This is a genomic window from Pseudomonas sp. AF32 (assembly GCF_022342325.2).
Classification (GTDB): domain Bacteria; phylum Pseudomonadota; class Gammaproteobacteria; order Pseudomonadales; family Pseudomonadaceae; genus Aquipseudomonas; species Aquipseudomonas uvaldensis.
Genome location: NZ_RQJK02000005.1, coordinates 245062 through 268768, shown reverse-complemented (window position 1 = coordinate 268768; position 23707 = coordinate 245062). Strand labels below are relative to the sequence as shown.

Sequence of the window (23707 nt, the reverse complement as noted above, 5' to 3'; positions counted from 1 at the left end):
ACCACTTGCGCTTTCGATCTCTCGTTAGCGGGAGGCGAATTCTACAGCGTTAGTCGCTGCTGTCAACACCTCTTTTTTGCCGCTTTCGACCGAGAAGATCGAACCGTCGACTGAGCCAAGAAACCGCTCTAGCGACTCCTTCCGTGCTTCGATGATCTGAAGCCCTGCTCCGCCGAAACCTACTTAACTCGTTGAATTTCAAGGAGTTTTTCGTTTCGACTGCGCCGGAAGTGGGGCGAATTATAGAGACTCAGAATCTGCCGTCAACCCTTAATTTTACTTTTCTATCCGTTTACGACGATCACTGGACAAAACCACTGCGTATATAGACGTGGAAACAACAAATGCGCAATATATTGCTCAACCCATTCCCTACGTTAGCTGGACGACGCTTTTCAATGACTTCCCCACATCGCAGCCTGGCATCCACCGTTTACCCGGTTGCACTGCTACTTATCGCCATGGCATCCATCCAGTCCGGAGCCTCTCTCGCAAAAAGCATGTTTCCGGTAATAGGCGCCCAAGGCACTACGACCCTTCGGCTTATTTTTGCCAGCATCATCATGCTATTGCTGTTACGCCCGTGGCGCGCCAAGCTCACGGCCCAATCCCTGCGTACCGTGATCGTTTATGGGATGGCACTGGGCGGCATGAATTTTCTCTTTTATATGTCGGTCCGCACGACGCCCCTGGGCATCGCCGTGGCATTGGAGTTTACCGGCCCCCTGGCGGTGGCGATCTATACCTCACGACGGGCAATCGACTTTCTCTGGATTGCCTTGGCAGTGATTGGCCTGTTCCTGCTGATACCTACCGGAGCCACCAGCACGGGTTTCGACCTGGTCGGGGCCGGTTATGCGTTGGGGGCAGGTGTCTGCTGGGCACTTTATATCCTGTTCGGTCAAAAGGCTGGTGCAGACCACGGCGTACAGACAGCCGCATTGGGCGTAGTGATCGCCGCACTGTTCGTGGCCCCCTTCGGCATCGTCCATGCGGGGACCGCACTGTTGACACCCAGCCTGATTCCAGTCGCCATCGGCGTTGCCATTCTATCCACGGCCCTGCCCTACACCCTCGAAATGATAGCCCTGACTCGCCTGCCGGCCCGCACCTTTGGCACATTGATGAGCATTGAGCCCGCCGTAGCGGCCTTGTCGGGATTCATATTTCTCCAGGAGTACCTGTCATTCCCTCAATGGGCCGCCATTGCCTGCATTATTCTCGCATCAGTTGGCGCAACGCTGACCATGAACAACACGGTAAAGCCCGTCGTCGCGGCGGATTGAAGCAGGATTTCACGAAAGTCTGGTATTTGCCGCGCATTTGGGCCATGTTTAGGCATGTAACCCAATGTCAGTCATGGATTTTTTCATACAGGACGTCATGAACGCTTCAAGCGCAAGCGAACACAGCCGTACGTGGACAGCAGATGCACGACGGCATAAGGACGGGAATGAAACGAATTTTGATATTGATCGCCATACTTGCAATTGCAGGGTGTGCGGCGACCACCAAGAGTGAAGTCAAACGCGGCAAAAAAGGCTTGCACATCAACTGCTCCGGCCTGTCCTCGTCCTGGGAGCAGTGCTTCGCCAGCGCCGCAAACTCATGCGCCCCCAAGAATTACAAAATCATCGCCAAGTCGGGCGATGCGGTCGAAGAGCCGGGGGATTATCCTTTCGGCCTCAACCCTGCCGGCTATACCAGCCGCAGCATGATCGTCATCTGCAAATAGACAGCGGTTTTCAATCGATCCGTTGCTCTGCCATTCGCCGGCCGATCTCTTCCTGGCTGGCTTGAAGGACATTACGCTGAATCTCCGGCGCGACCAACATGCGCGCAACGACCAGCGCGCCAACGCATTGCGACAGAATCGCCCAGGCCAGACTGTCACTTCCCAGTATCCGCGCCCAGCCCTCATGCAAACGACAGATCCACGTTTGCGCCGTCTCCCGCACCTGTACATCCGAACGAGCGATCTCAGCGCCAAGCACCGGCAGCACGCACCCGATTTCAGGTTGCCGGACATGGTCCATGCTCAGGTACTGCTGGAGACAACGCTCCAATCTCGCCGAATCCAGGACATGATCGCCGCTCAGGCGCTCCAGACTCCGGGTCAACTCCCGCTCGACGATGACCTTGAAAAGCTCATCCTTTGAGGAAAAATGACTGTAGAACGCCCCGCCGCTCAACCCGATCGCTTTCATCAGGCCATCGACGCCCACCGCTGAAAATCCGGATTTCTTGGCGGAGACGGCACTGCTGGCCAATAGTTTTTCGCGGGTTTCCATCTTGTGACTGGCTGAATAACGCATAAATCCTGCCCCTGATCGCTCACCTTGACGCACACCCGACCTTAGCATAACGTCCGTTCAGCTAACGATCGTTTACCAATGAGGCTGATCATGGATAACAAGAAGGTCGTACTGGTTGTTGGCGCGGGAGATGCTACGGGCGGCGCGATAGCCAAGCGTTTCGCGAAGCAGGGATTTGTAGCCTGCGTCACCCGCCGTAGCGCCGACAAGCTCGCACCATTGGTCGAGGCGATACGCGACCAGGGCGGCGAAGCCCACGGCTTTGCCTGTGATGCGCGCAAGGAAGACGATGTGATCGCCCTGGTAGAACAGATCGAAAGCCAGATCGGCCCCATCGAAGCGTTTGTATTCAACATCGGCGCCAACGTGCCCTGCAGCATTCTTGAAGAGACCGCCCGTAAATATTTCAAGATCTGGGAGATGGCTTGTTTCTCCGGTTTCCTCAATGCCCGGGAAGTGGCCAAACGCATGGTCAAGCGCCAGCGAGGAACCATTCTGTTCACCGGAGCGACAGCGGGTCTACGGGGAGCTTCGGGATTCGCTGCCTTCGCAGGTGCCAAACACGGCATCCGTGCATTGGCCCAGAGCATGGCCCGTGAGTTGGGGCCCATGAATATCCATGTAGCTCATGTGGTGGTGGACGGCGCCATCGACACCGACTTCATCCGCGATAACTTCCCGCAAAAGTATGCAACCAAGGATCAAGACGGCATCCTCGACCCTGAACACATCGCCGAGAACTATTGGTACCTGCACACCCAACCGCGCGATGCCTGGACCTTCGAGTTGGACCTGCGTCCCTGGAATGAACGCTGGTAAAGCTATCCCTCGATAACAACAAGAGAGCAGTGACCATGAGCAAATCGGTGGAGTTCTTCTTTGATATCGGCAGCCCGGCGACTTATCTGGCCTATACCCAGCTACCCATCCTCTGCGCGGATGCCAACAGCGTGCTGATCTATCGCCCCATGCTGCTGGGGGGTGTTTTCAAGGCAACGGGCAACGCATCGCCGGTAACCGTGCCGGCCAAAGGCGCCCACATGGCCAAGGACCTGGATCGCTTCGCCAAGCGTTACGGCGTCGAATTCAGGCTCAATCCGTACTTCCCGATCAACACACTTTCATTGATGCGTGCCATAACCGGCATGCAATTGCGTCATCCAGAACGGTTCGAAGCGTTCATCGACTGCCTGTTTCATGCCCTGTGGGTCGACGCCCGTAACCTCAGCGATCCGGCGACTGTGGCAGCCGTCCTGGATGAAAGCGGTTTCGACCCTCGATACGTGCTGGCGTTGACCGCAGACGAGCCAATCAAGGAAGCCCTCAAGACAACCACCGAAGAGGCCATCGCAAGGGGCGTATTCGGCGCCCCCAGCATGTTCGTCGGAGACGAGTTGTTCTTCGGCCAGGATCGGTTGGACTTCGTCCGTGAAGCCCTCAACTGATCCAGACGTCAGATCGCCATCGTTCGTGTGTTCAACCATTGCAACGCATCACCTTCCAGCAACGGGCTCAGGCGACGCTGAACCTCGGCGTGATAGGCATTGAGCCATTCCTTTTCATCCTGGGTCAGCAACGATGGTTCCAGGCAGCGCGTGTCTATCGGGCACAAGGTCAGGGTTTCGAATTCAAGGAATTCGCCAAACTCGCTGCTGCCTGCTTCACGATTCAATACCAGGTTCTCGATACGAACACCCCAGCGTCCCGGACGATAGGTTCCCGGCTCGATCGACGTGATCATGCCCGGCTGCATGGCTGTTTGCGGAGTGGGAGCCGCCTGGTAGGCAATGACCTGCGGACCTTCATGGACGTTCAGGAAATAACCGACACCGTGACCGGTACCGTGACCGTAATCCACGTGCTCCGCCCAGATCGGTGCCCGTGCGATGGCATCCAGCAGCGGCGACAGAATGCCCCGGGGGAATCGGGCCCTGGATAACGCAATGACCCCCTTGAGTACACGGGTGCAGTCACGTTTCTGCTCAGCGTTGGGCGTTCCGACCGGTACCATGCGAGTGATATCGGTGGTGCCGCCAAGGTATTGGCCACCTGAATCGATCAACAACAAGCCATCGCCTTCGATGACCGCATGGGCTTCTTCCGTGGCGTGATAGTGCGGCATTGCGCCATTGGCGTTGAACGCGGCGATGGTATTGAAACTCAGGGAAACGAAATCCGGACGTCGTTTGCGTGCCGCCGTCAGGCGTTCATCGATGGTCAGTTCGGTAATGCGTTCACGGCCCCAGGCACCTTCCAGCCAGGCGAAAAATTCACAGAGCGCCGCGCCATCCTGCTCCATGGCCCGACGGATGTGCTCGGCGTCGGCCGGACTTTTGCGAGACTTGGCCAGCGTCGTGGGGTTGAGCCCTTCCACCAACTTCACGTCATTGTGCAGGTTGTCCAGTAAGCCGACCGTGACGCGGGCCGGATCGACCAGCAGGCTCGCGCCGCCTGGAACCTCCCGCAGCCCGCTTCCCGCTTCGCTGTAGTCCCGCAGGGAGACGCCCTCTTGTTCGAGCGTCGCGCGCAATGCGCCGTCAACCTTGTCCAGCGCCACGAACAAGGTCGCCTGCTGCTGGCTGATCAAGGCAAAGGAGACGAACACAGGGTTGAACGACACATCGGCGCCACGCAGGTTGAACAGCCAGGCGATATCGTCCAGGGTAGCGATGAAATGCCAGTCGGCGCCACGCTCCTTGAGGGATTCACGTAATTTGGCGAGCTTCTCGATCCGGCTGACGGTCGCCTGAGGTGGCAAGTGCGCGTAGACCGGCTGGCTGGGCAAGCATGGGCGGGCGGTCCAGACTTCGTCGAGCAGGTCGATGTCTGTACGCAACCGTGCACCACGTTCTTGAAGTTTACTGCCCAGCGTTCGAGCCGACGCCACGGCCATGACCGCACCATCGACCGCCACCACCGCTCCTTCAGGGGTTTGTTCCGCAAGCCAGTCCAAGGGACCGGGCTGGCCTGGAATGAGCTTGACCAGTTCGATCCCACTGCCCTCGAGCTCATGGGTAGCCTGTTCCCAGTAACGACTGTCGGCCCAGACCCCGGCGAAATCCCCCGTCACGATCAAGGTGCCGACCGAACCGTGGAATCCCGACAGCCATTGCCGACCTTGCCAATAGCCAGGCAGGTATTCCGACAGATGCGGATCGGCCGACGGCACCAGTAACGCATGGATGCCTTCGCGGCTCATCAATTCACGGATTCGGGCCAGGCGCTGGGGAACCAGTCCATGGGTCAAAGGCTCGGTACTCATCGTTTCTCCTGTTCATCATTATTGTTCGGTGCCGGACGTCCGGCTTATGAGGTGGTGGCCCAGAATGCAGGCGCGGCGGCGCAGGCTGCCTCGATCAACTGCACGGCTTCGTCGATGTCCTGCTCACGGGTGAAGCGTCCCAGGCTCAAGCGAATGGTCCGCCCGGCCGCACGTGCATCGTGCCCCAGGGCCAGCAGCACATGGGACGGCGTGTTGTTTGCCGAATTGCAGGCAGACGTGGCGGAAAATGCAAGCGAAGTGCCCAACGCAGCCGAGTTGAACTCCCCTTCATCAAACGTCAGGCTCAGCGTGTGCGGGATGCGCTGGGCCGAGCTGCCGTTGACCCGCACGCCAGGACGGGCAAGCAGCGGTTCGAGCAAACGATTGCGCAATCGGACGATTTTGTCGAGCTCATCGTCGAATGCCTGAGCCGCCAGTTCGAAGGCCGCCCCCATGGCTGCGATCTGGTGGGTGGCAAGCGTGCCGGAACGAAGGCCGCCCTCGTGTCCGCCGCCATGGATCTGCGCCGCCAGACGCGGCCGGGCGCGCTCGCCGACGTAGAGCGCACCGATCCCTTTGGGGCCATAGACCTTGTGGGCGGAAAACGACATCAGATCCACCGGCCACCGGCCAAGGTCGATTCTTACCTTGCCGGCTCCCTGGGCCGCATCCACATGAAACAGTGCGCCGTGCCCACGCACGACCTCACCGATGGCGGCGACGTCAGTGAGTGTGCCCAGTTCGTTGTTCACCAGCATCAGCGATACCAGGAACGTGTCTTCGCGCAATGCCTCGCGCACCGCTTGCGGATCGATCAGACCATCGGCGTCCGGCGCCAGCCGGGTCACCGCTACGCCGCTTTCTTCGAGTTGTCGGACTGTGTCCAGCACCGCCTTGTGCTCGATCAAACTGGTGATGACATGCCCTGGGGACGCACCGCGCGCCTGGGCCACGCCCTTGAGGGCCAGGTTGTTGGACTCGGTGGCGCCGGAAGTCCATACAATCTGCTCCGACTGCGCCCCGACCAATTGCGCCACCTGCCGGCGCGCATGCTCCACCGAGCGGCGGGCCTGCTGGCCGAAAGCATGGGAGCTGGAAGCCGGGTTGCCGAAGTTGCCGTCGAAGCCCAGGCATTCAACCATGACCTGGATGACCCGTTCGTCCACCGGTGTGGTGGCAGCATAATCGAAATATAAAGGACGTTTATTCATGGGAAACTCGCAGAGCCTGTTCCGGGACCGGGCGCCCTCGTTGGGTTCGAGACTAGCTATACCCGATCGAAGACCTTAAAGAAGTGAGACTTCGTTTAAAAGTGCGTAGGAACGCTCCTGAACAGCGAGCTTAGCAGGCATCCGGCTCAAGCTCAGCCCTCAACCGATGCTTTCGAGCAACAACGGGTACAGCGAGGCAACCAGCAGCAACGCCATGCCCCAGTTGAACAGGCGCAGCCAGCGACGATCACGCAACAGGTTGCGCAACAGGCTGCCGCATATCACCCACACGCTCACACTGGGCAGGTTGATCAAGGCAAACACGGCGGCGATTACCACAACATTGAAAAAGTAGCCCTGGAGCGGCGTATAGGTGCTGATGGCTCCGATGGCCATGATCCAGGCCTTGGGGTTGACCCATTGGAATGCCGCCGCGCCCCAATAGCTGATCGGCGCCTGATTCCCTGCCCGGCTGTCCGAGACCGGACCGGAGTGGGCGATCTTCCACGCCAGGTACAGCAGGTACGCCGCGCCGGCATAGCGCAATATCGTGTAGAGCAGCGGATATGTCTGGAACATCGCGCCAAGGCCCAGACCTACCGCCAGCACCAGGGAAAAGAAACCGCAGGTGATGCCCAGCATATGCGGGATGGTTCGGTTGAACCCGAAATTGACCCCCGAAGCCAGCAACATGGTGTTGTTGGGCCCAGGCGTGATCGAAGTCACAAGGGCAAACAGGGCGAAGCCCAGCAGCAAATCAAGCGAAAGGGTCATGACATTGAGTCCGTCGGGTGGTCAGGGGAAGACCCTACCCCACGTCCCGCTGCAAACCCATGGACAGTTGGGTAAAACTTCAGGCGGTACAGTCTCTCAGCTGGCCCGGCCCGGCAGTTTCTGTACGGTCTGCTCCGCGCTCATCTCGCCACGATCGTCGAAGCCCGAATTTTTCTGCGACGGGCCGAGCAGTTCGGCTTTCTTCGCATGGTATTCATCGAACGACAGCCCCCGGCGATTCAGAGCCTCAAGGGCCAGTTCGCGGGTTTCCTCGGCGGTGTAGGGACGCAGCTCAGGCGATGATGTGGTGCATCCACTCAATACGGCGGTGACCGACAGCAGCAAAACAGCAACGATGCGATTCATGATGGGTATCCGGTGTTCTGTGGCGATGAACAAAGGCTACCCGTCGGTCCCGTACGGCAGAAATCAACGCTTTCAATAGTGGGTATTGCCCCTTCGCATCGGCCGTTGCGCTTAATCGACCAGCTGACAATTCAACGCATTATCCAGGCTGCGCTCGATGTTACGCACTACATGGAACGAACCAAACGTCACGGTTCGGACCCGATGTGCCTGGACCAATCGCCAGAAATCCTGTTCGCCCCTTTCAAAACACTGAAACGCCGCTTCGCCCGCTTCTCGGGTTCGCCATTGCAAGTAATTGAGCACACGCCTGCCGTCCTCGCTGGCCTGGATACTGGCACTCAGGAAACCCTGGTGATCCCGGGCCAGGCGCTCGGTCTGGTCCGACAGGGCGTCGATCAAGGCCCGCTGCCATTGCGGTTCGATGTCGAATTCGATCAGTTGGGTAAAGCTGCGATTGTTCCCAGGCAATTGCATGACGACTCCTCGATACGTGTGAGACGAATCTTGCGATCCAAAAGCGTGCAGGGTAAAACCTCCAGTTAACTCAAGGTCAAGCAGTGAATCGTCATGACCCGAATCGATGTTCACAAAGCGCTCACCGTTGGCCAGGTGGCCGCCCGCAGCGGCGTGGCAGTCACCGCCTTGCATTTCTATGAAGCCAAGGGACTGATCAAAAGCACTCGCAACCAGGGCAACCAAAGACGTTATCCCAGAGAAGTGTTACGGCGCGTGGCGTTGATAAAGGTCGCCCAGCGCCTGGGCATTCCCCTGGCGGAAATCGGCCAGGCGTTGGGAGCCCTGCCCGACGACCGTGCCCCAACGGCCGCCGACTGGAAGATCCTGTCAGAGCAATGGAGCCGCGACCTGGACGAACGCATCAACCAATTGGTGGCACTGCGGGACCGGCTCAATGGCTGCATCGGCTGCGGGTGCCTGTCGATGGAAGCGTGCCCGCTGCGAAACCAGGGCGATGCACTGGGCAAGCGCGGGCCGGGTGCGCACCTGCTCGACACGAGATAAGACGTTCGTCGGGGCACCGGTCGGTCCCGGATGGCTGTCCTATAGTGGTTGTTCGCAAATCGACGAAGCCTCTCTTCGCCGGACGGAACAAGGAGAACATGTCATGGCCGTCAAAGCCATCCCCGAAGGCTTCCATAGCCTCACGCCTTACCTGGGCATCAAGGAAGCGGCACAAGCCATCGATTTCTACAAAAAAGCCTTCAACGCCACCGAAGTCATGCGCCTGACCACGCCTGACGGAGGCATCGGTCATGCCGAACTGCGGATCGGCGGCAGTCCGATCATGCTCGGCACGCCGTGCGATAAGGGCCCCCTGCGCAACCCGGACCAATCACCCTCGGTGGGCCTGCACCTCTATGTGGAAGACGTGGACCGTATGTTTGCCCAGGCGATTGCCGCCGGTGGCACGGTCATCTCCGAGGTCAAGGATCAGTTTTACGGCGATCGCACCGGATCCTTGAGGGATCCCTATGGCCATGTGTGGTTTCTGGCGACGCACAAGGAGGACCTGACCCAGGAGCAGATCGAACAGCGGGCCAGAGAGATGTTCCAGCAAGGCTGACTCCAGGTGGGAGCGAGCCCTGCTCGCGACAGTCGGCCTGAACCGGTGATGTTGAATGCGCCGCGGTCATGGCGAGCAGGCTTGGCTCCCACAGGATTTTGCCCACTCTGTAAATACGAAACATTTTCTTTCATCTTTCTCTTCGGGATTTCCCGTGCTCGTTCGTCTTAATTAGATGCAGCAGGCCGCGTCGGCAAAAGCCACGGGCTGCTTTTCATGGTTTCCGGTATTGCGAAGCCCGTAATACGGAGCCTTTCATCGAATCAAGACGTTCAATCATGTCGAAGAAGTCCCGTTCCAAACTCTGGTTCCTGGTCCATAGCTGGCTGGCATTGCCCATCTGGTTTTTCGTGCTCATCGTCTGCGTCACCGGCACATTGGCGGTGGTCAGCCAGGAAATCGTCTGGCTGGTGAACCCCGATATGCGCGCCAGCAAACCCTCCGACGATGCCCAACGGCTCAGCTACGACCAGGTCGTTACCGCCATCAGGCAAGCCCAGCCGCAGACCCAGGTGCTCAGCATTGCTCGTCCGGACGAGTCGCATTTCGCTCTGGAGGTCAAGGTGACCTACCCCGATGGGCGCCCCGACACGGTCTATGTCAACCCCTATACCGGCATCGTCCAGGGCTCGGCGCCAGTGTTCAACTTCAGGGCGTTCACCCGTGCCCTGCATGGATGGTGGCTGGTGCCGTTCACCAATGGTTACAGTTGGGGCTGGTATCTGGTCTCGTTCCTGGGGCTGCCCTTGCTGGCTTCGCTGGTGACCGGATTGGTGGTCTACAAGCGCTTCTGGAAAGGCTTCTTCCGTCCGACCTTGCGATTTCGCCACGGTGCGCGGATTTTCTGGGGGGATTTCCACCGCCTCAGCGGTATCTGGTCGATCTGGTTCATCGCAGTCATTTCCATCACCGGCACCTGGTTTCTGATCCAGGCCTTGTTGGGCGATAACCACATTTCCATTTCCAGTGCTCCGGTACTGCCGGCGGTATCCCGTGAAAGCGTGCCCCTGTCGACCGATGGCCTGCCGCCGCCTCAATTGAGCCTGGACCGGGCCGTAGATATCGCCCGAGAGCAAATACCAGGGTTGGAAGCGAGCTTCATCAGCCTGCCCGGTAATGCCTACAGCCATCTGGAAATCGGCGGGCGCGGTTGGTACCCACTGATGTACCAGACAGCCACCATCCATCCCTATACCGCAGAGGTGGCCGCCTCGCGACTGCTGTCGGACCGCACGGCGCTGGAATTTGTCACCGAATCCATGCGCCCCTTGCACACCGGGGATTTCGGTGGCTTGTGGGTCAAACTCCTCTGGTTCTTCTTCGGTTTGATCCTCAGCATGATGGTCCTCAGCGGGCTGCTGATCTGGACCAAACGCACGGCCCTGGCCACTGCCAATGCCTTCAAGCGCAACCATAAAACCCCACGGGTGCCTCAAGCCGCCCGGTCACTACCGCCGTCCATCCACCCTGAATCACCGGAGGGCAACCTGTGAGCCAGTCCACCGTGACGACACCCTCACCTTCACGCCTGAGCCTGTTCTGGCAAAAGTGGCGTTTTCACCTCAACGTGCTCTTGCTGCTGATTCCCTTGGGCTTCATGCCCAAGTACTTCTCGGAAGCGGCATTGTTTCGCGGCGACGCCGGGCTTGGCGAACGGGAGATCGGCGAAATCCAGGTCGGGCCGTGGAGCGTGCGACTGGCCGAGTTTCGCGACGAAGCCCCGCGAGCCGATGGCCCGGCCGGGCACCTGAAGCAATTCAACGCTGCCCTTTGCCAACGTTGTATCAGCCAGGTCAAGGCCACCTACCTGCGCATCGGCAAGCCCCGCAGCCTGCGAGCCGCTGGAGTGATTTTTTTCGGCTCGCCCTATCGCATGGGCGCCTGGTTGCCGGTGCCGCAGAAAACCCAGCCCGACGCCGAACTGTGGCTCACGCTCGAAGGCTGGGACGGTTCGATGCATCAAGCCTCCATTCCCCTGAGCCAGGCGTCTCCGGCCACCATTGCCTGGCTGAAGACCCACGGAGCCCAACCATGACCCCCAACACCTCCATCCGCAGCCTGGCGCTGCTCCTGTGCGTCGGGTTCAGCACCGGCGCCCTGGCCCACAACCCGATGTGCGAATGCAAGGCCATCGATGCCGAGCAGATCCAGTGCACCGGCGGCTTTTCCGACGGCAGCGGCGCCCCCGGGGTGACCCTGGACGTGATCGGCTACGACGAAACCATCCTGGTGCCCGGCAAGCTCGGCGCGGACTCGAAGCTGACCTTCAAGAGACCGGACGCGGAGTTCTATGTACTCTTCGACGCCGGCCCCGGCCATGTGGTGGAAATCGACCAAGCCGACATCGAGGCCCCATGAACAACCCCACCACACAAGTCATCCGTCCCGCCGGCGCGGGCCATGAAACCCTCTACGTGTTACTGCTGTGCCTGTTTATCGTCCTGATGGCCGGCTCAGTCGTGGCCTTGCACGGGGAAACGCGGGACGTCAGTCACCTCGCTGCCCACCAGCTCGACGCTCGCCGCGACCTCAGCGCCGCCGAGCAAGGCATCTATGCCGATTTGCGGGTGACGCTGGACGAGATCCGGTTGCTGCGCGAAGAGCAGCAGGCCCTGCCCACTCCCCAGACCCTGGCCGAAGAAGGCTTTGCTCCGTTTGCCCAGGACGCCAGTTCCGTCAGCCGGGGCGGCCATGTCTGGCACCAGGTGGAGGACCGGGCCTACTTCGGTGCGAGTGCCCAACCCACCGTTGCCGGTTCGTTCCTGATGCGTATCAGCGAAGCGTCCGACGCTGCGCCGGACATCTGGCTCACTCGTAACGAAGACGTCACGGTGCCAGGCACGCTGGACGACGCCGCGTTGTCCGCCGCCGGCTGGCAACAGATCGTTGCGCAGTTCGACGCCGGCGTCACCCGCCAGCATCGACATTGATCCCCTGCCCTCCTTTTGAGAGAAGACCGTTTGCCCATGTCCATTGCATCTCAACGCCGGCCCTTGCTTCGCCTGCTGCTGGCCGGTCTGCTGGCCTGCCTGCTTACCCCTCTTGCTCACGCCGAAACGACCAAGCGCCTGCGCATCGGCATTACCCTGCATCCTTATTACAGCTACGTTGCCAATATTGTCGGTGACAAGGCCGAGGTGGTGCCGTTGATCCCCGCCGGCTTCAACCCTCACGCCTATGAACCACGCGCCGAGGACATCAAGCGCATCAGCGGCCTGGATGTGGTCGTGCTCAATGGCGTGGGCCATGATGACTTCGCCGACCGCATGATCGCCGCCAGCGAAACCCCGGACGTGAAGGTGATCGAGGCCAACGAGAACGTTCCGTTGCTGGCCGCCACCGGTACCGCCGCCCGCGGCGCGGGCAAAGTGGTCAATCCCCACACGTTCCTGTCCATCAGTGCCTCCATCGCCCAGGTCAACAACATCGCCCGGGAGCTGGGCAAGCTCGACCCTGCCAACGCCCAGGCCTACACCCAGAACGCCCGAGCCTACGGCAAGCGCCTGCGGCAGATGCGCGCCGCCGCCCTGGCGAAGCTGACCCAGGCGCCCAACGCTGAACTGCGGGTCGCCACGGTCCATGCCGCCTACGATTACCTGCTGCGTGAGTTCGGCCTGGAGGTGACCGCCGTGGTCGAGCCGGCCCACGGCATCGAACCGAGCCCCAGTCAGTTGAAGAAAACCATCGATCAACTGCGGGAACTGGACGTGAAGGTGATCTTCTCGGAGATGGATTTTCCATCGACCTACGTTGACACCATCCAGCGTGAATCGGGCGTCAAGCTGTACCCCCTCTCGCACATTTCCTACGGTGACTACAGTGCCGGGAAGTATGAAAAGGAAATGGCGGGTAATCTCGACACGGTGGTCCGAGCAATCCAGGAGTCCGGCGCATGACCGTCCAGGAAACACTCCCCCTGAAACACATCGGTCCCCTGATCGAATTCGCCGACGTCAGCCTGAATCTGGGCCGCACGAACATTCTCGACACTGTGGCTTTTCAGGTACAGGCCGGCAGCGTCCACGCCCTGGTCGGCCCCAACGGCGGTGGCAAGAGTTCGTTGATCAAGACGTTGCTGGGGCAGATGCCCCATCAGGGACGCCTGAGTCTGCAATGGCCTGGCGAACCCGGCGTTATCGGCTACGTACCCCAGGCGCTGGAGTTCGACCGTGGCCTGCCCATGACGGTGTATGACTTCATGGCGGCGATGTGTCAGCGCAAGCCCGCTTTTCTCGGCTTGAGCAAGCATTATTCCGAGGCCATCGGCCAGGCACTGGAACGAGTCGGCATGCAGGACAAACGCAAGCGCCGCATGGGCGCGCTCTCCGGTGGGGAGCGCCAGCGGGTCTTATTGGCCCAGGGGCTTATCCCCGCACCGCAACTGCTCGTGCTCGACGAACCCATGTCGGCGCTGGACGAGGCCGGCATCCAGGTTTTCGAGCGGTTGCTGCTGGACTGGCGCCAGGCGGGCATCACCGTGCTGTGGATCGAACACGACCTGGAAGCCGTCGGACGCCTGGCGGATCGTGTCACCGGGTTGAATCGCCGGGTATTGTTCGACGGCCCACCACGCCAGGCACTCTCCCCTGAACGCTTGCTATCGCTGTTTTCCACCCATCCACGGACACACGGGAGCGCCGCCTGATGAGTTACGAAGCTTTTCGTCTGACGGTCCAGGGCTGGGCCTCGTCGGGCTACCTGCCCGAGGCGCTGGCCTACGGTTTCGTGGTCAATGCCTTGCTCGCCGGACTATTGATCGGCCCGGTGCTGGGCGGCCTCGGCACACTGGTGGTGGTCAAGCGCTTCGCATTTTTCTCCGAGGCCGTGGGCCATGCTGCGTTGACCGGCGTGGCCATCGGCATTCTGCTGGGCGAACCCTACACCGGCCCTTACGGCAGTCTGTTCGGCTATTGCCTGCTGTTCGGCATCCTGCTCAATTACTTGCGCAACCGCACCGGCCTGGCACCTGATACCTTGATCGGCGTGTTCCTTTCAGTGTCCCTGGCCCTGGGCGCCAGCCTCCTGCTGATCCTGGCGGGCAAGATCAATGTGCATATCCTGGAAAACGTGCTGTTCGGCTCGGTGCTGACCGTCAACGGCAACGACCTGCTGGTACTGGCGGTGGTCGGTTCGCTGGTGATGGCGTTGGCGTTGCCGCTGTACAACCGCATCATGTTGGCCAGTTTCAATCCGCAACTGGCCGCGGTGCGCGGGGTGGCGGTCAAATCTCTGGATTATCTGTTCGTGGTGCTGGTGACCTTGATCACCGTGGCGGCGGTCAAGGTCATCGGCGCGATCCTGGTGGGAGCCCTGCTGGTGATCCCGGCAGCGGCGGCGCGTCTGCTCAGCCAGTCGTTGAAAGGCTTTTTCTGGTGTTCGGTGCTGATTGCGACCGCCAGCACCTTATGCGGGATTCTCGCGCCGATTGTCTTCGACCTGCCAATCCCGTCCGGTGCCGCGATCATCCTGGTGGCCGGCATCGCGTTCGCCCTGGCCGCCATCGCTCGCGGCGTCGTCCCCAGCCTTAAAGGGAACCTTGGATAAATGATTTCTTCATTGCGACAACTGACCGTGGCCGTGGCCCTGTATGGCCTGATCACCACCCCGTCCTTCGCCGCCGACAGTCCCCGGCCGATACACCTGCTGGCCTCGTTGCCGGTCACTTACGGATTGAGCGAAGCACTCCTCAAGGGCACCGACGTCAGCCTGGAGCGAGCCGCGCCCGCCAACTTGCCCGGGTCCCGGCAGAGCGCTTATTTCAGCGGTCGCGGCGCACCCGAGCTCAGCAAACTGGCCAGTAATGCCGACGCCGTGATCGGCCTGCGCTCGCTATGGCCGGACGATCCGCTGTATCCCATGGCCCGGCGCAGCAATATCCGCATCGTCGAAATCGACGGCGCCCGTCCGGTGGACGGTGCTCTGCCCGGCATCGCCGTGCAGCCGGGCATGGCCGACGGCCTGGCGAGCCAACCGTGGATGGCCAGCCATAACCTGGGGCGGATGGCCGACGTGATCGCCGCCGACCTGGTGCGCCTGGCCCCGACCGAAAAACCCAAGATCGACACCAATCTGGCGGCGCTCAAGCAACGCCTGCTCAAGCTCAGCGCCGACAGCGAAAAGCAACTCGCCACGGCCGACAACCTGAGCGTTGTCAGCCTGAGCGAACATTTCGGTTATTTGATCAGCGGACTCAATCTGGAGGGGATCAGCACCGACGCCCGACCCGACGCCGAATGGACACCTGAGGCTCTCAAGCAATTGACCGCCACCTTAAAAGACCATGACGTTGCGCTGGTGCTGCACCATCGCCAGCCCTCGGATGCACTGAAAGCCGCCATCACCGAAAGCGGCAGCCGGTTGCTGGTGCTGAGCACCGATGCGGCCGATCCGGTGGCTGAACTGGAGAACAACGTAAAGCAAGTCGTCGCCGCACTGACCGGCGCCTGAAACACCACCACCTGTGGGAGCGGGCTTGCTCGCGATAAGCCGGCACATCCAACATCATCACCAACTGACACACCGCTATCGCGAGCAAGCTCGCTCCCACAGGTTTTGATTGTGGATACTCAGAGGTTCAGTTCAGGACATCCCCAGGCACCCGCACGAACCCTTCCATCAACACCCGCGCACTGCGGCTCATGATGGCTTTGTTCACGGTCCATTCGCCGTTGACCTGGCTGGCCTCGGCACCGACGCGCAGGGTGCCGGACGGGTGGCCGAAGCGTACGGCGTTGCGCTCGGTACCGCCGGCTGCCTGATTCACCAGAGTGCCGGAAATCGCCGCCGCCGTGCCGATGGCAACCGCCGCCGTGCCCATCATGGCGTGGTGCAACTTGCCCATGGACAGCGCCCGCACCAACAGGTCGATATCACCCGCCGCTACGGCTTTACCACTGGAGGACACGTAGTCCGCCGGCGGTGCGACAAACGCCACTTTCGGCGTGTGCTGGCGCTGGGCGGCTTCGTCGAGGTGCTTGATCAGCCCCATGCGCAAGGCCCCGTGGGCGCGGATGGTTTCGAACATCGCCAGCGCCTTGGGATCGCCATTGATGGCGCCCTGCAATTCGGTGCCGGTATAGCCGATGTCCCGGGCATTGACGAAGATGGTCGGGATTCCCGCGTTGATCAGCGTCGCCTTGAGCGTGCCGACGCCGGGCACCTCCAGGTCGTCCACCAGGTTGCCGGTGGGGAACATCGAACCGCCTCCACCCTCCTCGTCCGCCGCCGGCTCCATGAACTCCAATTGCACTTCAGCCGCCGGAAAGGTCACACCGTCGAGTTCGAAATCGCCGGTTTCCTGCACCGCGCCGTCGGTGATCGGCACATGGGCGATGATGGTCTTGCCAATGTTGGCCTGCCAGATCCGCACCACGGCCACGCCGTTCTGCGGGATACGACTGGCGTCCACCAGGCCGCTGCTGATGGCGAACGAACCCACCGCCGCCGACAGGTTGCCGCAGTTACCGCTCCAATCCACGAACGGTTTGTCGATGGACACCTGGCCGAACAGGTAATCGACGTCATGGTCGGCCCGGGTGCTCTTGGACAGGATCACAGTCTTGCTGGTACTGGACGTCGCACCGCCCATGCCGTCGATCTGCTTTTCATACGGATCGGGGCTGCCGATCACCCGAAGCAACAAAGCATCCCGCGCCGGCCCAGGGACACGGGCGGCTTCGGGCAGGTCCTGCTGGCTGAAGAACACGCCTTTGCTGGTGCCGCCACGCATATACGTGGCGGGGATTCTGATTTGAGGGGCGTGAGCCATGGTGCGCCTACTCCTGAGTACTGAAACGAGATTTCAAACGGCCGCCGATTCGAGGAAGTCCTGGGCGAAGCGCTGCAACACGCCGCCGGCTTCGTAGATCGACACTTCCTCGGCCGTGTCGAGGCGGCAGGTCACCGGCACTTCGACGCGTTCGCCGTTCTTGCGCGTGATCACCAGGGTCAGCGTCGCACGCGGCGTCCGCTCGCCGATCACGTCATAGATTTCAGTGCCGTCGATGCCCAGGGTCTTGCGATTGATGCCAGGCAGGAATTCCAGCGGCAACACGCCCATGCCCACCAGGTTGGTGCGGTGGATGCGCTCGAAGCCTTCGGCGGCAATCGCTTCGACACCGGCCAGGCGTACGCCCTTGGCCGCCCAGTCACGGGACGAGCCCTGGCCGTAGTCGGCGCCGGCAATGATGATCAGCGGCTGCTTGCGTTCCATGTAGGTTTCGATGGCTTCCCACATGCGCATGACCTTGCCTTCCGGCTCGACCCGCGCCAGCGAGCCCTGCTTGACCTTGCCGTTTTCCTGGACCATTTCATTGAACAGTTTCGGGTTGGCGAAGGTGGCACGTTGGGCGGTCAGGTGGTCGCCCCGGTGGGTGGCGTAGGAGTTGAAGTCCTCTTCCGGCAAGCCCATTTTCGCCAGATACTCGCCCGCCGCGCTGTCCGGCATGATGGCGTTGGACGGTGACAGGTGATCCGTGGTGATGTTATCCGGCAGCACCGCCAATGGACGCATGCCCTTGAGCGGTCGGGCGCCGGCCAGCGCACCCTCCCAATACGGAGGGCGACGAATGTAGGTGCTTTGCGGGCGCCAGTCGTACAGCGGCGTGACTTTCGGCCCTGTGTCCTCCTGAATGGCGAACATCGGGATGTACACCTGGCGGAACTGCTCCGGTTTCACCGAGGCCTTCACCACCGCTTCGATTTCCTCGTCACTCGGCCAGATGTCCTTGAGGCGGATCTCCCGGCCATCCACCACGCCCAGCACGTCCTTCTCGATGTCGAAGCGGATGGTCCCGGCAATGGCGTAGGCCACAACCAATGGCGGCGAGGCGAGAAACGCCTGCTTGGCGTACGGGTGGATGCGTCCGTCGAAGTTGCGGTTACCCGACAGCACGGCAGTGGCATACAAGTCGCGGTCGATGATTTCCTGCTGGATCACCGGATCCAGCGCGCCAGACATACCGTTACAGGTGGTGCAGGCAAACGCCACCACACCAAACCCCAGCTTCTCCAGTTCCGGCGTCAAGCCGGCTTCGTCCAGGTACAGCGCCACGGTTTTCGAACCCGGTGCCAGGGACGACTTGACCCACGGCTTGCGGGTCAGGCCCAGGCGATTGGCATTGCGCGCCAGCAGGCCGGCAGCGATCACGTTGCGCGGGTTGCTGGTGTTGGTGCAACTGGTGATGGCAGCGATGATCACGGCGCCATCGGGCATTTGCCCCGGCACCTCGTCCCACTGACCGGAGATCCCCTTGGCGGCCAGATCCGAAACCGCAACGCGGGCGTGCGGGTTGCTCGGGCCGGCCATGTTGCGCACTACGGAAGACAGATCGAACGTCAGACCACGCTCATATTGCGCGCCTTGCAGGCTGTCGGCCCACAAGCCCACCTGCCTGGCGTAGGTTTCCACCAAGTGCACCTGGGCGTCTTCGCGGCCGGTGAGCTTCAGGTAGTCGATAGTCTGCTGGTCAATATGGAACATCGCCGCCGTAGCGCCATATTCCGGGGCCATGTTGGAGATGGTCGCGCGGTCGCCCAGGGTCAGGGCGCGGGCGCCTTCGCCAAAGAATTCCAACCAGGCACCAACGACTTTTTGCTTGCGCAGAAACTCGGTCAGCGCCAGCACCATGTCGGTGGCGGTGATGCCCGCTTGCAGCTTGCCGGTCAGCTCGACGCCGATGATCTCCGGCAGGCGCATCCACGAGGCGCGGCCCAGCATCACGCTTTCGGCTTCCAGGCCACCGACACCGATGGCGATCACGCCCAGGGCATCAACGTGGGGGGTGTGGCTGTCGGTACCGACGCAGGTATCGGGGAACGCCACGCCGTCGCGTTGCTGGATCACCGGGGACATTTTTTCCAGGTTGATCTGGTGCATGATCCCGTTGCCCGGCGGAATCACGTCGACGTTCTTGAAGGCTTTCTTGGTCCAGTTGATGAAGTGAAAACGGTCTTCGTTGCGCCGGTCTTCGATGGCGCGGTTCTTGGCGAACGCCTGGGGGTCGAAGCCGCCGCTTTCCACCGCCAACGAGTGGTCGACGATCAGTTGGGTCGGCACCACCGGATTGACCTGGGCCGGATCGCCGCCCTGCTGGGCGATGGCATCACGCAGACCGGCGAGGTCCACCAGGGCGGTCTGACCGAGGATGTCATGGCACACCACCCGGGCCGGGAACCACGGGAAATCCAGGTCACGCTTGCGCTCGATCAGCTGCAACAGCGATTCGTTCAGCGTGGCCGGGTCGCAGCGACGCACCAGGTTCTCCGCCAGTACGCGGGAGGTGTACGGCAGGCCGTCATAGGCACCAGGGCGGATGGCCTCCACGGCCCCGCGAACGTCGAAATAATCCAGCGAAGTGCCGGGCAGCGGTTTGCGAAATTCTGTGTTCATCGTCAGGACTCGGTCACGGTGGTTTCAGAGGGGCGGCGCAGCCGTTGAAGTCAACTCGGTCTACTGTGGGAGCGGGCTTGCTCGCGAAAGCGGTGTGTCAGGCGGCATTAATGTCAACTGACACATCCCATTCGCGAGCAAGCCCGCTCCCACAAGGGGACGCGGTTCCTTCAGTGACTACGTCGGCCCCCCCCCAGCTCAGCGTTGTTCGATTGGCACGAACTTGCGCTGTTCGACGCCGGTGTATTCGGCGCTCGGGCGGATGATGCGGTTGTTGGCGCGTTGTTCGAACACATGGGCGGCCCAGCCGGTCAGGCGCGAGCAGACGAAGATCGGCGTGAACAGCTTGGTCGGGATGCCCATGAAGTGGTACGCCGAGGCATGGTAGAAGTCGGCGTTGGGAAACAGTTTCTTCTGTTCCCACATGGTCTTGTCGATGGCTTCGGACACCGGGAACAGCACGGTGTCGCCCACTTCCTCGGCGAGTTTTTTCGACCAACCCTTGATCACCTCGTTGCGCGGGTCGTTGTCCTTATAGATCGCGTGGCCGAAGCCCATGATCTTGTCCTTGCGCTCAAGCATGCCCAGGGTGCCCTTGATCGCCGCTTCCGGCGAGTCGAAGCGTTCGATCATTTCCATCGCCGCTTCGTTGGCGCCACCGTGCAGCGGGCCGCGCAGCGAACCGATAGCGGCGGTGATGCAGGAAAACAGGTCCGACAGGGTCGAGGCACAAACCCGGGCGGTGAACGTCGAGGCGTTGAATTCGTGCTCGGCGTAGAGGATCAGGGACACGTTCATGACCTTGACATGCAAGTCGCTCGGCTTCTTGCCGTGCAGCAGGTGCAGGAAATGGCCACCGATGGAGGGTTCGTCGGTCACGCATTCGATGCGCTGGCCTTCGTGGCTGAAGCGATACCAGTAGCACATGATCGCCGGGAACGCGGCGAGCAGGCGGTCGGTCTTGTCCCGCTGCTGGGAGAAGTCCTGCTCCGGCTCCAGGTTGCCCAGGAACGAGCAGCCGGTGCGCATGACGTCCATCGGATGGGCATCGGCGGGAATGCGCTCCAGCACCTCCTTCAGGGCTTGTGGCAAGTCACGCAATTGACGCAGCTTGCCGATGTAGGTGTCCAACTGCGCCCGTGTCGGCAGTTCGCCATACAGCAGCAGGTACGCCACTTCTTCGAATTGCGCGTCAGCCGCCAGCTCACGAACGTCGTAGCCGCGGTAGGTCAGGCCGGCACCGGACTGGCCCACGGTGGATAGTGCGGTCTGTCCGGCCACCTGGCCGCGGAGCCCGGCGCCACTGAGTACTTTTGCTTCGGCCATTTGCTGTCTCCAGTTCTTGAATTTGTAGGGAATCGGCAAGTTGTAGGGGTGTGCCTTATTTCTTCGCGGCGAACAACGCATCGAGCTTCTGCTCGAAGGTGTGGTAGTCGATGCGATCGTAAAGCTCCATGCGCGTCTGCATGGTGTCGATGACGTTCTGTTGCGTGCCGTCGCGGCGGATCGCGGTGTAGACGTTCTCGGCCGCCTTGTTCATGGCGCGGAACGCCGACAGCGGGTACAGGACAAGGGATACATCGGCGCCGGCGAGCTGCTCGGTGGTGTACAGCGGTGTCGCGCCGAATTCGGTGATGTTGGCGAGGATCGGCGCCTTCACGCGACTGGCGAACAGCTTGTACATCTCAAGCTCGGTAATGGCTTCGGGGAAAATCATGTCGGCGCCGGCCTCAATGCACGCGGCGGCGCGGTCCAGGGCGGAGTCCAGCCCCTCCACGGCCAACGCATCGGTGCGCGCCATGATCACGAAGCTGTCATCGGTGCGGGCATCGACGGCGGCCTTGATGCGGTCGACCATCTCCTGCTGCGAGACGATTTCCTTGTTCGGACGATGGCCGCAACGCTTGGCGCCCACCTGGTCTTCGATATGGATGGCCGCCGCGCCGAACTTGATCATCGACTTGACGGTGCGGGCCACATTGAAGGCCGAGGAGCCGAAACCGGTGTCCACGTCCACCAGCAGTGGCAGGTCGCAGACATCGGTGATCCGCCGCACATCGGTCAGCACGTCGTCCAGGCCGGTGATGCCCAGGTCCGGCACACCCAGGGAGCCGGCTGCAACGCCGCCGCCCGACAGATAGATCGCCTTGAAACCGGCGCGCTTGGCCAGCAACGCATGGTTGGCGTTGATGGTGCCCACCACTTGCAGCGGATGCTCGTTGGCGACCGCATCGCGGAATCGCTGACCTGGCGTGCTGTTGCTGGAACTCATGACTCACCTCGTTCAGTGGTGGCGCTGTCCTGGTAATGACGCGCGATGTTGCGTTTGGAAGCGCCGATGTGCCGGCGCATCAATAATTCGGCCAGTTCGCCGTCACGGTCGGCGATGGCATCGAGAATCCGGTGGTGCTCGGCAAAAGCCTGGCGTGGACGGTTGGGCGTGGTGGAAAACTGGATGCGGTACATGCGCACCAGTTGATACAGCTCGCCGCAGAGCATCTGGGTCAGGGTGCGGTTGCCGCTGCCCTGGATGATTCGGTAATGGAAGTCGAAATCGCCTTCCTGCTGGTAGTAGCCGACCCCAGCCTGAAACGCCGCATCGCGTTCGTGGGTTTCCAGGACCCGGCGCAGCTCGTCGATTTCTTCCACGGTCATGCGCTCGGCCGCCAAGCGGCAGGCCATGCCTTCGAGGGACTCCCGGATCTCGTAGAGCTCCAGCAACTCCGCGTGATTGAGCGACACCACCCGAGCGCCGACATGGGGCACACGCACCAGAAGGCGCTGGCCTTCCAGACGATGGATCGCCTCGCGCAGCGGACCGCGGCTGATGCCGTAGGTGCGAGCCAGCTCAGGTTCGGAAATCTTGCTGCCAGGGGCAATTTCGCCTTTGACGATAGCCGCCTGGATACGCCGGAAGACGTTCTCGGAAAGTGTCTCCGAGTCGTCCTGGGCCATCGCCGGTGATTCGAGCTGCTCCAGCATATTGTCGACACCTTAAAAAGCATTGAAGCAAAAACTAACCAATGACTAGGCAAACGTCAAAGCAAAAATAAGGATTGTCGACAATCGTCTAATGACCGCAGATAAGCCACACACCGCAAAGGGTCACTTGTAGCCTCCGGCCAGCGGTGGCGTCAGAAAACCACCGTGCTAGAATGCCGCCGCTGTTTACTGCTCTTCTATTAATAGAGAAGGTTACCCAAGGAGCTTGTGCAGCAATGCCAGGGCCTGAACCGACAAACGGAACGCCGTGCACCAGGATCTATGACACTCAAGCCCTTACCTGCTGTTCTTTGTTTCATGTGCCTGCCCGTTTTTGCCGCGGCGGGTGAAAAAACCGTGTACGGCCTCAACGAATATGCCGCCCTGCAGGGCATCGACCTGGAGGTTGCCGCCAAGCTCGATACCGGCGCCAAGACCGCTTCGCTCAGCGCCCGGGACATCAAGCGTTTCAAACGCAATGGCGAATCCTGGGTGCGTTTCTACCTTGCTATCGACGCTGCCCATTCGCACCCCATCGAACGTCCCCTGGCCCGGGTCAGCAAGATCAAGCGCCGCGCCGGTGACTACGACCCGGAAGAAGGCAAGAAATACACGGCCCGGCCGGTTATCGAACTGGACATCTGCATGGGCTCCGCCTTGCGCAGCATCGAAGTGAACCTGACCGACCGCAGTGCATTCCAATACCCGTTGCTGATCGGCTCCGAAGCGCTCAAGCGCTTCGACGCGCTGGTCGACCCCAGTCTCAAATACGCTGCCGGCAAACCTGCCTGCGCCAATGCCGCTCAAACCGCAGAGTAATTC

Annotated in this window: 26 protein-coding genes; 15 read left to right on the top strand and 11 right to left on the bottom strand. The window is 61.1% G+C overall.

Going from position 1 to position 23707, the window contains the following annotated elements; translation table 11 throughout:
• Positions 1-398 precede the first annotated feature (398 nt).
• Both rhtA and EGM97_RS07470 read left to right on the top strand, forming a co-directional pair.
• Positions 399-1286 carry a threonine/homoserine exporter RhtA gene (rhtA, locus tag EGM97_RS07475; RefSeq protein WP_238962782.1) on the top strand — a complete coding sequence of 296 codons (888 nt, stop codon included), beginning with the start codon at positions 399-401 and terminating at the stop codon, positions 1284-1286.
• Between the two features lie 167 nt (positions 1287-1453).
• Complete coding sequence (locus tag EGM97_RS07470; RefSeq protein WP_238962649.1) at positions 1454-1735, top strand: hypothetical protein; 282 nt, start codon at positions 1454-1456, stop codon at positions 1733-1735.
• Positions 1736-1745: 10 nt separating this feature from the next.
• Here EGM97_RS07470 and EGM97_RS07465 read toward each other — a convergent pair whose 3' ends face one another.
• Entirely contained in the window at positions 1746-2315 is a 570-nt protein-coding gene (locus EGM97_RS07465; RefSeq protein WP_238962650.1) for a TetR/AcrR family transcriptional regulator, read from the bottom strand.
• A gap of 90 nt (positions 2316-2405) precedes the next feature.
• Here EGM97_RS07465 and EGM97_RS07460 point away from each other — a divergent pair, with 90 nt between their 5' ends.
• A complete protein-coding gene (locus EGM97_RS07460) occupies positions 2406-3134 on the top strand; it encodes an SDR family oxidoreductase (RefSeq protein ID WP_238962651.1) in 729 nt (242 codons plus the stop codon).
• Positions 3135-3169: 35 nt separating this feature from the next.
• Positions 3170-3760 carry a 2-hydroxychromene-2-carboxylate isomerase gene (locus tag EGM97_RS07455; protein ID WP_238962652.1) on the top strand — a complete coding sequence of 197 codons (591 nt, stop codon included), beginning with the start codon at positions 3170-3172 and terminating at the stop codon, positions 3758-3760.
• An 8-nt stretch (positions 3761-3768) separates the two neighbouring features.
• Here EGM97_RS07455 and EGM97_RS07450 read toward each other — a convergent pair whose 3' ends face one another.
• From EGM97_RS07450 to EGM97_RS07430, 5 genes are all read right to left on the bottom strand, one after another.
• Positions 3769-5577 carry an aminopeptidase P family protein gene (locus EGM97_RS07450; RefSeq protein WP_238962653.1) on the bottom strand — a complete coding sequence of 603 codons (1809 nt, stop codon included), beginning with the start codon at positions 5575-5577 and terminating at the stop codon, positions 3769-3771.
• A 44-nt stretch (positions 5578-5621) separates the two neighbouring features.
• Entirely contained in the window at positions 5622-6788 is a 1167-nt protein-coding gene (locus EGM97_RS07445) for a cysteine desulfurase family protein (RefSeq protein ID WP_238962654.1), read from the bottom strand.
• 159 nt (positions 6789-6947) lie between these two features.
• Positions 6948-7562 carry a LysE family translocator gene (locus tag EGM97_RS07440; protein WP_238962655.1) on the bottom strand — a complete coding sequence of 205 codons (615 nt, stop codon included), beginning with the start codon at positions 7560-7562 and terminating at the stop codon, positions 6948-6950.
• A 96-nt stretch (positions 7563-7658) separates the two neighbouring features.
• Complete coding sequence (locus EGM97_RS07435) at positions 7659-7928, bottom strand: hypothetical protein (RefSeq protein ID WP_238962656.1); 270 nt, start codon at positions 7926-7928, stop codon at positions 7659-7661.
• Between the two features lie 111 nt (positions 7929-8039).
• Positions 8040-8405 carry an antibiotic biosynthesis monooxygenase gene (locus EGM97_RS07430; RefSeq protein WP_238962657.1) on the bottom strand — a complete coding sequence of 122 codons (366 nt, stop codon included), beginning with the start codon at positions 8403-8405 and terminating at the stop codon, positions 8040-8042.
• 93 nt (positions 8406-8498) lie between these two features.
• On the opposite strand from EGM97_RS07430, the gene soxR reads away from it, so the two are divergent.
• The 10 genes from soxR (at position 8499) to EGM97_RS07380 (ending at position 15960) form a co-directional block, all read left to right on the top strand.
• Positions 8499-8951 (top strand): redox-sensitive transcriptional activator SoxR, encoded by a 453-nt coding sequence (soxR, locus tag EGM97_RS07425; RefSeq protein ID WP_238962658.1) that lies wholly within the window; start codon positions 8499-8501, stop codon positions 8949-8951.
• Between the two features lie 103 nt (positions 8952-9054).
• Positions 9055-9513: a VOC family protein gene (locus tag EGM97_RS07420; RefSeq protein WP_238962659.1), complete on the top strand. Its 459-nt coding sequence runs from the start codon at positions 9055-9057 to the stop codon at positions 9511-9513.
• A 278-nt stretch (positions 9514-9791) separates the two neighbouring features.
• Complete coding sequence (locus tag EGM97_RS07415) at positions 9792-11006, top strand: PepSY-associated TM helix domain-containing protein (protein ID WP_238962660.1); 1215 nt, start codon at positions 9792-9794, stop codon at positions 11004-11006.
• Positions 11003-11548: a thiamine pyrophosphate-binding protein gene (locus tag EGM97_RS07410; protein WP_238962661.1), complete on the top strand. Its 546-nt coding sequence runs from the start codon at positions 11003-11005 to the stop codon at positions 11546-11548. Before EGM97_RS07415 ends, EGM97_RS07410 begins: the two co-directional genes overlap by 4 nt.
• On the top strand, positions 11545-11871 hold the full coding sequence (locus EGM97_RS07405; RefSeq protein WP_238962662.1) for a hypothetical protein: 327 nt from the start codon (positions 11545-11547) through the stop codon (positions 11869-11871). The genes EGM97_RS07410 and EGM97_RS07405 overlap by 4 nt, the downstream gene beginning before the upstream one ends.
• Positions 11868-12443: a DUF6162 family protein gene (locus tag EGM97_RS07400; RefSeq protein WP_238962663.1), complete on the top strand. Its 576-nt coding sequence runs from the start codon at positions 11868-11870 to the stop codon at positions 12441-12443. The genes EGM97_RS07405 and EGM97_RS07400 overlap by 4 nt, the downstream gene beginning before the upstream one ends.
• 36 nt (positions 12444-12479) lie before the next feature.
• The gene (locus tag EGM97_RS07395; RefSeq protein ID WP_238962664.1) at positions 12480-13409 is read left to right on the top strand and encodes a metal ABC transporter solute-binding protein, Zn/Mn family; all 930 of its coding nucleotides are present in this window, start codon (positions 12480-12482) and stop codon (positions 13407-13409) included.
• Entirely contained in the window at positions 13406-14158 is a 753-nt protein-coding gene (locus EGM97_RS07390; RefSeq protein ID WP_238962665.1) for a metal ABC transporter ATP-binding protein, read from the top strand. The genes EGM97_RS07395 and EGM97_RS07390 overlap by 4 nt, the downstream gene beginning before the upstream one ends.
• Positions 14158-15057: a metal ABC transporter permease gene (locus EGM97_RS07385; protein ID WP_053150416.1), complete on the top strand. Its 900-nt coding sequence runs from the start codon at positions 14158-14160 to the stop codon at positions 15055-15057. Before EGM97_RS07390 ends, EGM97_RS07385 begins: the two co-directional genes overlap by 1 nt.
• Positions 15058-15960 (top strand): metal ABC transporter solute-binding protein, Zn/Mn family, encoded by a 903-nt coding sequence (locus EGM97_RS07380; protein ID WP_238962666.1) that lies wholly within the window; start codon positions 15058-15060, stop codon positions 15958-15960. It begins immediately after the preceding gene.
• 127 nt (positions 15961-16087) lie between these two features.
• Here the strand turns inward: EGM97_RS07380 and prpF are convergent, their stop codons facing one another.
• The 5 genes from prpF to EGM97_RS07355 form a co-directional block, all read right to left on the bottom strand.
• Positions 16088-17281 carry a 2-methylaconitate cis-trans isomerase PrpF gene (prpF, locus tag EGM97_RS07375; RefSeq protein WP_238962667.1) on the bottom strand — a complete coding sequence of 398 codons (1194 nt, stop codon included), beginning with the start codon at positions 17279-17281 and terminating at the stop codon, positions 16088-16090.
• 33 nt (positions 17282-17314) lie between these two features.
• Positions 17315-19903 carry a Fe/S-dependent 2-methylisocitrate dehydratase AcnD gene (acnD, locus tag EGM97_RS07370; RefSeq protein WP_238962668.1) on the bottom strand — a complete coding sequence of 863 codons (2589 nt, stop codon included), beginning with the start codon at positions 19901-19903 and terminating at the stop codon, positions 17315-17317.
• A gap of 198 nt (positions 19904-20101) precedes the next feature.
• Entirely contained in the window at positions 20102-21229 is a 1128-nt protein-coding gene (gene prpC / locus EGM97_RS07365) for a bifunctional 2-methylcitrate synthase/citrate synthase (RefSeq protein ID WP_238962669.1), read from the bottom strand.
• Positions 21230-21284: 55 nt separating this feature from the next.
• Positions 21285-22175 carry a methylisocitrate lyase gene (prpB, locus tag EGM97_RS07360; protein WP_232777519.1) on the bottom strand — a complete coding sequence of 297 codons (891 nt, stop codon included), beginning with the start codon at positions 22173-22175 and terminating at the stop codon, positions 21285-21287.
• Positions 22172-22885, bottom strand: a complete 714-nt coding sequence (locus EGM97_RS07355) for a GntR family transcriptional regulator (RefSeq protein WP_238962670.1) — start codon at positions 22883-22885, stop codon at positions 22172-22174. The genes prpB and EGM97_RS07355 overlap by 4 nt, the downstream gene beginning before the upstream one ends.
• A 282-nt stretch (positions 22886-23167) precedes the next feature.
• On the opposite strand from EGM97_RS07355, the gene rloA reads away from it, so the two are divergent.
• Positions 23168-23704: a retropepsin-like aspartic peptidase RloA gene (gene rloA, locus EGM97_RS07350; protein ID WP_053150397.1), complete on the top strand. Its 537-nt coding sequence runs from the start codon at positions 23168-23170 to the stop codon at positions 23702-23704.
• The last annotated feature ends 3 nt before the right edge of the window (positions 23705-23707 follow it).